Source organism: Thermogemmatispora carboxidivorans (genome assembly GCF_000702505.1).
Taxonomy (GTDB): Bacteria; Chloroflexota; Ktedonobacteria; order Ktedonobacterales; family Ktedonobacteraceae; genus Thermogemmatispora; species Thermogemmatispora carboxidivorans.
In genome coordinates this window covers 2,861,839-2,874,720 of record NZ_JNIM01000001.1, presented here as the reverse complement: position 1 = coordinate 2,874,720, position 12,882 = coordinate 2,861,839, and the positions used below count along the sequence as shown (strand labels likewise).

Annotated in this window: 10 protein-coding genes; 1 reads left to right on the top strand and 9 read right to left on the bottom strand. The window is 62.6% G+C overall.

Features of this window, described 5'->3' with window-relative positions; genetic code table 11:
• Positions 1–25 precede the first annotated feature (25 nt).
• Entirely contained in the window at positions 26–976 is a 951-nt protein-coding gene (locus N688_RS11220; RefSeq protein WP_052889360.1) for a class I SAM-dependent methyltransferase, read from the top strand.
• A 292-nt stretch (positions 977–1,268) separates the two neighbouring features.
• On the opposite strand, the gene N688_RS11215 is transcribed toward N688_RS11220, so the two are convergent.
• From N688_RS11215 to N688_RS11165, 9 genes are all read right to left on the bottom strand, one after another.
• Entirely contained in the window at positions 1,269–2,135 is an 867-nt protein-coding gene (locus tag N688_RS11215) for a hypothetical protein (RefSeq protein WP_156025388.1), read from the bottom strand.
• Between the two features lie 385 nt (positions 2,136–2,520).
• Positions 2,521–3,048 carry a hypothetical protein gene (locus N688_RS11200; RefSeq protein WP_052889356.1) on the bottom strand — a complete coding sequence of 176 codons (528 nt, stop codon included), beginning with the start codon at positions 3,046–3,048 and terminating at the stop codon, positions 2,521–2,523.
• A complete protein-coding gene (locus tag N688_RS11195; protein WP_052889355.1) occupies positions 3,045–4,292 on the bottom strand; it encodes an amidohydrolase family protein in 1,248 nt (415 codons plus the stop codon). The genes N688_RS11200 and N688_RS11195 overlap by 4 nt, the downstream gene beginning before the upstream one ends.
• A gap of 19 nt (positions 4,293–4,311) precedes the next feature.
• Positions 4,312–5,070, bottom strand: a complete 759-nt coding sequence (locus N688_RS11190) for an ABC transporter permease (RefSeq protein ID WP_052889354.1) — start codon at positions 5,068–5,070, stop codon at positions 4,312–4,314.
• An 80-nt stretch (positions 5,071–5,150) separates the two neighbouring features.
• Positions 5,151–6,098 (bottom strand): ABC transporter ATP-binding protein, encoded by a 948-nt coding sequence (locus N688_RS11185; protein ID WP_052889353.1) that lies wholly within the window; start codon positions 6,096–6,098, stop codon positions 5,151–5,153.
• Between the two features lie 48 nt (positions 6,099–6,146).
• Entirely contained in the window at positions 6,147–7,856 is a 1,710-nt protein-coding gene (locus N688_RS11180; RefSeq protein ID WP_052889352.1) for a SagB family peptide dehydrogenase, read from the bottom strand.
• Entirely contained in the window at positions 7,843–9,021 is a 1,179-nt protein-coding gene (locus N688_RS11175; RefSeq protein ID WP_052889351.1) for a thiopeptide maturation pyridine synthase, read from the bottom strand. The genes N688_RS11180 and N688_RS11175 overlap by 14 nt, the downstream gene beginning before the upstream one ends.
• Positions 9,022–9,036: 15 nt before the next feature.
• Positions 9,037–10,080 carry a thiopeptide-type bacteriocin biosynthesis protein gene (locus tag N688_RS11170; protein ID WP_052889350.1) on the bottom strand — a complete coding sequence of 348 codons (1,044 nt, stop codon included), beginning with the start codon at positions 10,078–10,080 and terminating at the stop codon, positions 9,037–9,039.
• Between the two features lies 1 nt (position 10,081).
• Positions 10,082–12,868, bottom strand: coding sequence for a lantibiotic dehydratase (locus tag N688_RS11165; protein ID WP_052889349.1), 2,787 nt, complete (start codon positions 12,866–12,868; stop codon positions 10,082–10,084).
• Positions 12,869–12,882: the final 14 nt, after the last annotated feature.

Here is a 12,882-nt window from a genome sequence, read left to right as displayed (position 1 = left end):
GACCAGCATGCAGAAAGGAGCCTTCATGAACGAGCCAGATGCAGCAGCCGCCCCGGTCAGCCAGGCGGGGTCTCCCCCCTCGACAGCTTCCACGACCGTCAGGAACACCTACATCATCGATTCCGAGCAGACTGCCGAGCTGGCCCGCCTGATGCAGCAGGATCGGCTACTCACGGAGGCGATGGGGGGCCTCTTGCCGGAGGAAGGGATCAGCCTCCCCGAGACGGGCCGTGTCCTCGATCTGGCCTGTGGCCCGGGCGGTTGGGCCTTAGAGCTGGCCTTTCGCTTCCCCAAGGCGGAGATCTTCGGCATCGACATCAGCCCGTCAGTCGTCGAGTATGCCAACGCGCAAGCCTGGTCACGTGGCCTGGAGAATGCCCACTTCCAGGTGGGCAACGTCATGGACCCTCTGCCTTTCCCTGACCACTCCTTTGACCTGATCAATGGGCGGCTCCTCTTCGGCTTCATGCTGCCAGCGGCCTGGCCGCGACTGCTCGCCGAATGCTTCCGCCTGCTCAGGCCGGGCGGCATCCTGCGCTGTACCGAAACAGAGCCGCCGCTCACCAGTAGCCTCGCCTTCGAACGCTTCAGCGCCTTGGGAACCGAGGCCCTTAAACGGGCGGGCCAGAGCTTCTCGCCCGATGGGCGCCACATCGGCATTACCCCGGTCCTGCCGCGGCTGGTGCGGCAGGCTGGTTTTGAGCGCGTGCGGCTCCGCGCCAGCGCTATCGAGTGGTCAATGGGAACCGAGGGACACTATCCCGTCTTTAAGGACTATCTCATCGGGCTGGAGCTGGTGCAGCCATTCCTGGCGAAGATAGGCGTAGCGACAGCCGAGGAGCTGGCCGCCCTCTATCAGCAGACCGTTGCCGAGATGCAGGCCGATGACTTCTGCGCCCTCTGGACTTTGCTGACCGTCTGGGGTCAGAAGCCGGCCACGCATACGCATCCAGAAACCTCCCCAGCAGCCGGCTAACGGCTGCCCGGTCAGCCTGTGAATGCGCGCCGTCTGAAAAGAGGCTGTGGCCATCGCGAGACAACAGCGTCCGTTTTTGGCGGGGGTCGCGGCACGGCATGGCAGCGCCGCCGCTCACTGCGATCTCCGCCTGGCTCTGGAGTAGACATGGTCCTCGTGGCCACCCACGACCCACAGATCGCCACGATAGCCGACCGGCAGATCCACCTGGGCTCTGCCGGCGAAGCTGCTTCCTAAAGACGCCAAGACCGTGCATGGGCTGTGTGCAGGGATCTTGGGGCTGCCCAGGCCCTTAGCTGCACTGGCCGCCTGGTCCAAGCAGCGGCGAGTGTACCACGTTCGGACTGGAGACGAGCACCCCGCCCGGCTCGGGGAAGGTATGATCAGCTGGCAAGGCCCCGCTCCAGGTGAAGGAATAGGTCTGCGTGGTGACTCCTGGGCCAACCGTGAGCGTCTGCGTCTTGTCGCCGCCGCTGCGCCCATTATCAACGGTATAGCCAAACTTGATGATCCCGCCCTCGCTCCCGGGAGCGATATGGAAGGTGGCCGTATAAGTCACCGTCAGCTTCGTGCCGCAGTGGACACCACTGATAGTGCTTGGGCTGACGCTCATACTAACCGAGGTCACGTGAAAGGGTGCCGGCGAGCACTGTCCGGCTGGCTTCACCAGCGTTGAGATGAGCTGATTGGGGCTGATGACAAGGACGCCCCCCGCGCCGGGTGCCGTATGATCAAGCGGCAGGGAACCATGCCAGCTGAAGGTGAAGGTCTTGGTCGTCTCCCCTGGCGAAAACTGCAGACTGGCGCTCTGTTCGCCGCGCCCGTTATTCATAGTATACGCGAATTGCACAGTATGAGGAGCGCTCTGATCAGGAACGGCGTGGAAGGTAGCCTTGTAGGTCACCGTCAGGGCAGTACCGCAGGTCTGGCCCGCGATCGAGGCCGGGCTGACTGCCATATCTACCGCTGTGATTTTGAAAGGAGTCTGCTGCCCTGTCGCGGTCGATGTAGGGGTCGTGCTGGCGGTCGAAGAGGCACTTGTGGGCGGCGGAGAGGCGGCGCCTCCCGTGCTGGGAGAGCTGGCCGGGCTCCCGCTGCAACCCGCCAGAAAGGCCAACGCCAACAACAAAAGAACGATTGGCCGGGTACTCTTTTTCATGAAGAATATCCTGTTCTTTTTGAGGATGAGACATGAATAAATGAGATTCTATGAAATCTGAAAAGCAAGCAAAGGAGCCGATACGGTTCGGTTTTCACGCCAGCATTATTCCTCAGCGTCGCCTTTCTTATAGATTACCACAGTGTGGCGCCCCCGCCTATGAAATAGGTCACACTCTGCTGACAGCCCTGGTTGACGGCAGCGACGGTAGCGACCGCCCGTTCTTCCCTGGCCGGCAGCCTGACCAACTGGCCGCGGAAGCGCTCCCAGCCAGCCCCGAGGGCTTCCCGCTCAGGAACTGGCTGGGGTGGAGGCTCCTCCTGGCAGGGAGGTGTCAGGCAGCCGGAAGCCGGGAGCGCAGGCCAGCAGTAGGGCTGTTCTGCCCTTAGCGCTCTGATCGTTGGTCAGGGGCAGGAGTTCCCAGACGCTGACGTTGCCTTATCAGCAGGAAACAGGCCACCAAAAGAAGATCGAGGCCCAGCATAGCCACATAAAAGCCGGCCCCCAGCACGCTGCGCTTAATCGAAAGGGCCAGTGACCCGCTATAGAAATCGAGCACGTCCTTGAAGGTCACCACGGTGATGATCCCCAGCAGCACAGCTGCCACGGTCTCCCCGATGGCGCGCCAGCCAGGCGCCAGCCAGCGCCTGAGTGCCAGCAAGAGGACCAGGACAACGATCGCCAGCAGACAGAGACCCTGGCCACCTGACAGGCCGGTTTGCCAGCCACTGAGCACCAGCACAGGCTCGCCAGGGCGATTGAGCACGGTCGAGCGCCAGGGCAGAAAGACCGAAATCAGCAGCGCCAGCGTCCCCAGGGCAAACAGGCCCTCGGCAACGCCCAGCAAATTGAAGCTGGGTCGGCCCTGACGATCGCGGCGAGAAGAAAGCGGAAGCAGATTCTCGTGACTCACGAAAGGGACTCCTGGAAAGAAGCTGATGGACGCTGACGGCGAAAAACGGAAGCGGGACGTGAAGCCACGCAACAGCCGCCCTTGAAAACAGCCTCGATCTGCCTGAGATTGCCGGGGTGCTCCAGTGGATTGGCCCGCAACAGCAACAGATCGGCCTGATAGCCGGGGCTGAGACGGCCCAATTGCGCGCTGCGCCCGAGCTGCTCCGCGGCGCTGCTGGTAGCTCCAGCGATAATCTGCGCTGGCGGAATGCCTGCCGAGAAGAGCAATTCACACTCGCGCAGCAGCCCCGTCCCGAAGGGGACGCCTGGATTGCCGGCGTCACTGCCTACACCAATGAGTACCCCATGCTCGGCGAGATACCTGGCGTTGTGCATCGCCTGCTCCAGGAAGCGAGGCGCCAGTTGCTCAATAGCGGCCAGCGTCGGCACATAGCAAATCTGGCGCTCTCGCAGCTGGTCGATCAGCTCCGGCTCGCAAGCTGCCTCGACAGCGTCGCAGACGATGCCGTGCTCGATGCCATCGCAACCGACCTGCACCGCCTCACGTACATCTGCCGCCGTCATAGTATGAGCAACGACCTTCAGGCCGTGGGCATGGGCCGCGGCGACGATCGCCGCAAAGACCTCGGGGCGCAGCTTGGGGACCTGTGTCTCCTCCTGGGGAACGATCAAACAGGCTGTGGAGACGACCTTGATGAAGTCGACGCCACTGGCGGCGAGCTGGTCGACCACAGCGCGCGCCTGCTCTGGCTCACTCAGCTCACGGGTGGCCGCTCTCCGCAGCGCCGTCAGTCCGTGAAAGAGGCTGGTGGTGGGATGGCCGCCGGGTGCCGTCAGGAAAGGACCAGCCACAACAAGATTGGGAAAGAAGGGGCTGCGCGCCGCGCTCGCCCGCAGGCGAAGCAGCACCTCCGGCCAGCCTCCCAGATCGCGCAGCGTGGTCACCCCAGCCCCCAGCGCCTGGCGGCCATGCCTGGCCAGTAGGCGGCGAAAGTCATCGCTATTCTGAATACGCTCCTCGCCGGGCGAGGTGACGTGCGTGTGCATATCGATCAGGCTGGGCAAACAGTAGAGGCCAGAACAAGGAATCTCTTCCCCTTCTCCCCGGAGCGGCCAGCGCTCGCGGGCCTCCGTAATGGCCTCGATGCGTTCCCCCTGCAGCCAGAGATCGCACCCTTCCCTGATACCTTCCTCTGCCGTGCCCTCAATCAGGCGGACGTCGCGCAGGATCGTGTAGCTCATCGTCGCTTCCCCTGAAACCTTAGCGCAGCATGCGGAAGAAGGCCGCCGACAGGCCAAGGGCGGCGGCGCAGTACAACAGACAGCCGACGATATCGGCGAGCGGCGCGCTCCCTGCGTTCCCCTGCAGCATCGCACTGCGCAGCAGCTCGGCAACCATATAGGAGGGAGTGAAAGGGGCGACTTTGGAGACAATATCTGGCAGAATCTGCAGAGGGAGCAAGATACCTGTCAGGAAGGTCAGAAGAATATACAGGCCCTGGCTGATGATATTGCCAATCTCGACGCGATCCGTGAAGGAAGCAATAACCTGCCCCAGCAGCAGAAAGACAGCTGAACCGAGGACGATGAACAGCAAGCTCAGCGGGGCATAGAGCGGGTTAAAGGTGAAGTGAAAGACCAGACTGCCGACAATGATCGCCACGATGGTCTGAACGACGATCACCAGCACCTGGGTGCAGGCGCGGGCCAGCATGACCTCCCAGGGCGCCGTTGGCGTTACCAGGATGCGCTGGAAGATGCCGCGCTCGCGCCAGGTAATCATGGCTGTGGAATTCCCCATAAGACCGGAAGCGATCATGTTCATGACGATGATCCCCGGCAGTAGCCAGACCGAATAAGAGACGCCGCCACTGCCCGGCAGTGGAATGACGTTCTGGCCGAAGACGAAGCCGAAGAGCAGCAGCGAACCTGTCGGGACGAGCAAGCTGAAGAAGAGCAAGGTGCGGCTGCGAAAAGCCAAAATGGTGAAGAAACGAAACTCAGTGACAAAGCGACGCATAGGCGATTCCTTTCTCTCTCATCTTGGATGGCGAGGCCGAACGAGGCAGCGTGGAGCCGAACGTAAGGGGGAGCCAGCCATTAGTCCGCTGGTCCAATGCTGCGGCCCGTCAGCGAGAGAAAGACATCTTCGAGATTGGGCTGGCGGATCGAGACGTTTTGCGGGCGGCTTCCTGTCTCCTGGCCGATCTCCTCCAGCAGGGCCAGGACGCGCTGCGGATCGCTAGTCTGCACACTCAGCAGGCCGTTGTCGCTACTCACTGCCTGGACGCAGTCCGCCGTTTGCAGCTGCTGTAGCTTCTCGGCTGGCAGATAGAGGCTGGCGCGCACCGTTGAGAGATTGCCCATGCGCTCGATCAGCTCGCGCGGTGTGCCCAGTGCCAGAATCTTGCCGTGATCGATGATCCCCACGCGGTCGCAGAGGATCTCGGCCTCCTCAATGTAGTGCGTCGTCAGAATGATGGTTTTGCCTTCGCTGCGCAGACGGCGCACGATGTCCCAGATATGATGACGTGCCTGGGGATCAAGCCCGGTGGTTGGTTCGTCCAGCAAGACAATGGCTGGCCCGTGGACCATCGCCAGCGCCAGCGTCAGGCGTTTCTGCTGACCACCCGAGAGCGTGCCGATGCGGGCATTGTGCTTCTCGGCCAGGTCAAAGCGTTCCAGCAGGGCCAGGGCCTCGGCCCGCGATGGGAAGGTGTTGTAGAGTGCACCGTAGAACTGTATAGCCTCAATAGCCTTCAAGTCAGTGAAAAGCGTTTCATCCTGAAGTTGCACCCCCAGTATGCTCTTCACTTTGCGGGGATGGCGGGCGACATCATAGCCGTTGACGGTGATATGTCCCTCCTGAAAGCTGATGAGTCCTTCAATGCACGAGAGCAGGGTGGTTTTCCCGGCCCCATTGGGGCCGAGCAGACCAAAGCATTCAGCGCTGCAGATCTGCAAGGAGACCCCATCGAGGGCCTTCAGGCTCCCATAGGACTTATGGACGCTCTCTATTGAGATAATCGCGGCACTGTTCCCGCTCACGACGCTGACCTCCTTCCTTACGCTCAATGGTTGGTAGCGAGCGCTCTCTTATCCTTCTGGCCACGCTGCTGCCAGGGCTGCCACGAGCGGCAGCTCATAATATTGCCCCGCGAGTCGCTCGGGCGCGATCAATACCTGAGCCAGCGCTGTTGCTCCTCTTTCGAGGCCAAGCAACCTGTTGACTCCTTCAATGGAATAGGCCAGGCTGGTATGGCAGCCCAGGCCGAGCAGCGCAGCAGCCAGATAGAGGCGCTGAATGGCGCTCCCTGCCAGCATGTTCTGGATACGATACCAGCGGGGTCCGTAGCGGCGTACTCCTTCGCTGTACTCTCCGACTGGGAAGATATGCAGATTGATGTGATAGACATTGTGATAGCCGGTATGAGCCACGATTTGCTGTAATTGTAGACGGTTATCTCCTGGCCTGACAAGCTGCCAATGGCGAGCACCGGGCGTATAACAGTAGATGCCGGGATCGAGGCCGTGTACGTCAGCGACAAGACAATAGAGCAGCAGGCGAGGCGGACAGGGCCCGGGAAGGGCGAGATCGCTCTGTAGGGCGCGCCCAGCAGCATAGAGCAACTGTGCGCACTGCTGCTCACTGATGAGGCCGGGCTGGAAGTAGTGGCGCGCTGAATGGCGTCGTGGCGTACCCCTGGCCAGCTCCAGCCCGAGATCGTCGCTCAGAGCGATGGTAGAGGCCGCGACTGGTCCCCGCAGATCTTCCTCTGCTCCGTGATCCCCAGGCTGAGGCTGAGACTGGCTACGCGCTCTGATCAGTGAGGCGCGATGCAGGGCTGCGGAGAGCGGCAGACTACTGAGGGGCTGCAGACGTACCCGCTCGTCTGCCGCGCTGGACGGGGAGACAGCCGCTTTCTGCCAGCGCTGCCAGCCCACGCCTGGAGCGCGCGGCCTCTCCCCAAGACTGAAAACGATGACCGCATACGCACTCTCATAGGCCTCGTCCAGCTGCAGCAGTGCATTGACAGCGCTGTCGACGAAGCGGAAATGAACGCTGCTCTCTAGCCCGTAGGAGCTGCCGACCGCCAGCGCCTGGCCCAGCACGATCCCCAGGTCGAGACCTTGCAAACGGTAGGCAAATTCTCCGTACTTGAAGGCGTTCTTCCAGAAGAAGCAGCTCAGGACCAGCGCGAAGTCGGCGTTGCAGGCTGGTGGCTCAAGCAGCGTCTCCAGCAGCGCAGTCAGGGGCTGGTTGCCCTGACCAGAGCAGGTTTCGACGTCCTGGATCACGTCCAGAGCGTGGTGGACGGGGTCATAGTGGTAGACGCCGGCTGGCAGGGTCTGGCCAGCGCCGATCACGGCATAGACCTCACAGGGGTAGAGGCCCCCGCCGGAAGGCACGGGACGCAGCAGATCCTGCTTGAAGGGGTGTGTATGCGGGTCAAGGATCGGCAGCGTACTCCCGGCGGCGATAGCGTTATAGCTCTCGGCCCCGGTCCAGCGCTGGCGCGTCAGACCATAGATAGCAGCCAGCATCTGGCCGAACTGAGCGGCTCCAAACGGCTGGCGCTGGCGAGCTTTCTCCTGGCTGGCTCCTGGTAAGGGTGGTCTCAGATAAGCCAGGCGCAGGCAATCACCGCCGCGATAGACTTTATATTTCAGCGGAGCGTGCTGCCAGTCCACCACCTCGCGCTCCGGAAAATGCTGGGCCTCCGCGATATAGCGCTGGAGCGCTGTCAGCGGCGCTTCCTCTGGCGGCTGCCCGGGCAGCGAGGCCGTGCGCTCAGCCTCCAGCATGCTGTCTCCCTCCTTCTGCTGGCCAATGTGTTGGCCCTGACCAGGCTCCAGCGCTGAAGGCGCTCACCATCTCAACGGCATCGATCTTGAGAGCCTCCTCGACAGCATTGGCAGCCAGGTGGCAGAGCAGAAAACGATCGAGCGGGCGCAGACCCAGACGACTGAAGTGCAGGTAGAGCAGGTTCAGTACCAGACGGTAGCTCTGGAACCAGGGATCGCTGTAGAGCGCCTGCTTGCGCTCCTGATCACGCTCCAGAGCGCTATGGAAGGCGCTGGCGGCCAGATTTCGGCGTACAGATGAGCTGTCCCCCTCGCCTGTCTCCAGACTGGCCAGGCTCAGATCGATCTGACCGGTGGTGATCAGCTGAGCGGCGCGTTCCTGATAGCGCTGCATCAACTGCGACCAGGCCAGAGTGAAAGGAAAGGTATCCTGCGCCCGATCCAGGGCGGCCAGTAGCTGCCGTAGTCGGGCGACCAGCGTCCTGGCCTGCTGCTGATAGCGGCTCTCAAGAAGGGCGCGTGTCCGAGCAGGGTCGGAGCTGGCAATGATGAAGCCCTCGGCATGAGAGCGATAGGAGAGAAAGCCGCGCGCCAGATGCTGGCCTTGCCGATGGGCCACGGTGATCATCAGATCGAAACAGAGAGTTAGCAGCGAATGGCCCTGACGCAGGTAGGCCAGCATAGCAAAGGCCAGGTCGTTGGTGTCGACGTAGAAATCTTCCAACAGGCTTGCCAGGGCCTCGGAGCCGAGCACCTGCAGGCGACGGTCGTAGGGCAGATACTGGATCGAATTGTCGGGGTAGAGCGGAAAAAGCGGCCCGGTCTCCTGCTCCTGGCGCGCCAGCGTGGCATAGAGGGGCTTCAGCTGCTCCTCGTCCAGGCGAGTGGTAGAAGGATGCTGGCGCAGGTAGCCGCCGACGGTCGACTCGATCAGCGGCTTGAGCGTGGCAGCAAACTGCATCGACGAGCAATAAAAGCGCAGGCGCAGGTGTGGACCGCGCAGCCAGTGACGCACGAAGAAGAGTCGGGGTGTAATGGGCCTGGCCTGCGCGAACAGCGGCTGAATGCAGTCGAGGAGCAGAGCATCTTTCTGCTCATCGTAGTAGTACACGTGGGCACTCTGCCAGGCGCAGGCTTCGGGACGAGCGACGCTACTGCCAGACATGGCTTGCTCCTGTCTCTAAAATGGGCTGCCAGCGAACGGCTCGGGCTGCTGATTGGAGTCGCTGGTCCAGTCCTCCTCGCTGAGGGCGCGCTTGAGAAGGTGAAGGACGTAGGCCTCCTCGAGGATCAGCAGCCCAAGACGGTTATTGTGCATATGGGCACAACGGAGCACAATACTCAACGGCGTGCCGATCGTGATCGACGACGGCCTCGCCGGCCTGGCGGACAGCGGTTGTGGCAGCAGCAGGCCGGCCTGATCCAGCTCCTGGAGCTTGCGGTAGAGCTGACGAATGCTGTGCAGCCAGCGCCCGAGGGCCGTTGAGAAGCCGTCGAGGTCTGGCTCTTCCTGGGCGGAGAGCTGCAAGAGCTGTTCGCTGAGCCGCTCAAGACGCTGGCGCTGCTGCTCGTACTGCTGATCAAAGCGAGCCAGCAGCTGGGAGCGTAGACTGACGGGCATGCGCTCCCAGGAAAAGTAGAAGTGCTCGATCACCCGGGCCGTTGCGGTGCGCGTCGGATCTGCCAGGGCGGCGGTCAGTAGCATAGCCGCCGTACTATGAGCCGTGCGCTGCTTGCGGTCGGCGCCCTGGCACAGCAAGGCCAGGGCGATGGCGCTCGACTTCCAGAAATGCTCTTCGATGGAAGGCATGGCCTGCTGCCCACCGTAGTGCTCATATTCTGGCATATAGGGCAGAAAGTGCACACTGTTATTCGGATAGAGCGGCCCTGACTCAGCGCGGCCATACTCCATCAAGGAGAGATAGCTGCTGATCTCCTGGTAGTGCCCTGGGTCCAGCGAGTCGGGAGCTGGATGCTGCTGAAAATAGCCAGCGGCGGCCCGGCGCACCTCATCCATGATCGACTCCGAAGCATTGGCCGTCTGTGGCAAGAGGCGCAGGCGAAGGTGTGGTCCCCCTTGCCAATAGCGCACGAAGAAATAGGACGCGATCAGGCCACGCTGCTCCAGGCGCGTAAGCAGGGGCTGGACGCAGTCCACCAGGAGCGCACTCAGATCGCCGTGATAGAAAAGATGGGCGCTGATCCAGCGGGGCTGCTCCGTCATCTCAAGCTCCTTGGCGGTTGACTTCAAAGACATATTCACAGACGTAGCCACCCTCATGAGCAGGCAGCAAATCGGTCTCTGCTGGCAGGGCCTCCTCCAGCAGGAGACCGAAGCTGCTCTTCTCGATCAAGTGCTCGAACATACTGAGCGAGAAATAGCTCTCGAAATCAAGGTAAACCGGCTTACGTTCCTTGCTGAGCGAATAGGCGGAGCCGTCAGGTCCTTCGGCAGCCTGGAAGTCGAAAGGATTGACACGCAGGAAGCAGCGCGCCGGCAGGCGGTGCTGCGCAGACCAGCGCTGCACCTTCAGGAAGTAGTCGAAGTGCGACTCGCCTTTTTGACGGACTGGTAAGCAGGCCGGCGGCAGGTACCAATGCGCGCGGTTGAGGCAGATCCTCCCTAAACAGGTGCGTGGCTGGTAGCGCGGCTGTGGCTCCCGCGCGTCCTTGCTGCCGCGTGTCAGGGGAGGATCGAGCAGGAGCAGACGCAGGCTCCACAGGCGCTCACCAGGCGTCTCACCGCAAGCCCACAGCAGAAAACGATAGAGCGGCGGCAACCAGTAATCAGACATCAGACCCAGGTGCATCGGCAGCAACTGGCGGTTCAAGCGTCTGGAGCGCAGTACCAGCCGTTGGCTGACCGAATCGTGCTGGACCAGCAGGTCACTCAGGGGGAGCAGCCGCTCCGGACTGCCGCTACTCGGGCTGCCGGGATAAGCGATCTCGTATTCGCTGCCGGGCAAGCGCAGGTTCAGATTGGAGCCGAAGATGCCCTGGATGGCAACGGGCAGAGGCCCTGCCGTGTCGGCCAGAGCAGCACCTCCAGCCTGCATCTCGCTCTCCCGGGAGGCGGGAGCAAGCTGAGCCTCCAGGTAGCCCAGGCGGCGCAGGTGGCGCCCGAAGCCGCTCTGAATAGAGTTCAGCACCAGGCAGCGCTGGCCGTCCTGCCAGTAGAGCTGGCAATGGAGCGCCAGCGAGGAGGGTAGTTCCACAGAAGCGGGACAGCGCTCCAGTAGGGCATGCAGCCGCTGACGATCGAGGGCGCGAATGCCGCTGATGCTGTCTGGTGGCTGGTCGGCCACAACGCGCGCTATCTCCTGGCGCAGGGCCATAACGCGGGCCAGTTCCTCTTGCTCAACGCCGTTCTCAGAGAGGAGTGCGCTGAAGAGCTGCAACGCCTGAGCCGCACTGGGAGCAGTCGATGGCCCTGGGCGCATCCCTGCGGGCTGGCTGAAGAGTGCGGGCGCCAGCTGCTGGCACTCTCGATAGCAGTCTGCGTAAAAGGTCATCAGGTCCACTGTCGCCCCTACCCCATAGCGCCGCCTGAAGAAGGAGGCCAACGCCAGGCGCCCGGTGAGCAGCGGATCGTAAAGGCTGGTCAGTCGCTGAACGAGGGCCAGATCGGCCAGGAGATCGCTCTCCAGGGCAGGGAGACTGCTGCCGGGCGCCGTCTTCAGCAGAGTATGCTCGTAGATCAGATTCTTAGCTGGCAGGGCAAAACCAGGCCGCTCGCTCAGCCCCAGCTCAGAGAAGAGACGCTCCAATAGAGCGCGCAGCTGCTGCAGAAGCGCATAACGCTGGCGTGCCTGAGCTGTCCGCTCGTAAGTGGCCAGGGACTGGTGTAACTCCAGTAACAGCCCTCGTATCGCCTGAACGGGCCTCTGCTCGATAGGGGCGAGCGCCTCACAGAGGCGGAGCAGATGGTCCTGAGCCTGCTCAGGGATAGCGAAATCGAGCTGCAGCAGGCCACGAGCACAGAGCTGATCAAGTGCCTCCGCCAGCTCCTGCCGTCTTCCCTGCGGGTCCAGAGCGCTCAGCGCCTCGAGCAGCTCCCCATAGCTCAGCGGCTGTCGGCCTTCGACAAGCTGGAGCACGGCGCGCAGCGATGGCGTAGCGCGCACCGCTGCCAGGCGCTCGCGGCCCAGCTCATCCCGGCTGATGAAGCGCAGAACGCTATCGCTGCTGACGAGAGAGGGGTTCACGCTCACGCGCAGAGAGTGGCGAACCGCGGGCCACTGAGCCAGTGCTCGGGCGATATGGTCCACCAGCAGCAGATTCAGCTCAATGACACTGCGCCCCTCCCCTGACTCGCGTCGCTCAGTGCCAGCCGTCGTGAACTCGTCCTGCTGCTCCTGTGCTGGGGCAAAGTGACCGTGAGCAAGGGCAGTAAAGGTACTATAGGGGCTGGTTTTGGCGGCCATGCGCGTGAGGTAGTTGAGCAGCCCGTCCTCCAGCTTGCGATCGAGAAAGCGACCGGCCTCAGCCGGAGCTGCCGTCAGCCAGCGGCTACAATCCAGATAGAGGCTTGGACTGGCGAGGAGCACGCCCTGGAGAAAGCGCTCTCGACCGGCCAGATCGCGCAGGGCCGCCCGGCGCTCGTCCAGCTCTGCGACGAACACGCGTCGAACTTCTGCCAGCAGCGCAGCGCGTTGCTCAAGCTCTGCCTGCCAGTGTCCAATCGCGGCCCGCAGCTCAGCGGGTAAGCAGGCCAGCAGATCCGGCGCCAGCAGCGCCGGTGCTGGTTGACGACCCTGGAAGAGAGCGCGCCGCAATTCGATCAGCTGCTGGCGTGGTCGGCGCTGCTCAGCGCCCGTCAAGGTGCCGATCACCGCGTGCAGCTGCTCCGAGAGGTGGGTGCCGCTGCTGCTCAGCCTCTCCTCAAGGCGTAGCAGCTCCTGAATCAGCACCAGGCTCCGCTCGAAGCGCAGCACTGCCAGGGCCGTCAGAGGCAGGCCGGCGACCCGTACGACATAGTCCCCTGACACACTGCAGAGATGCTGCTCTTTCATGCCTCCTCTTCTTC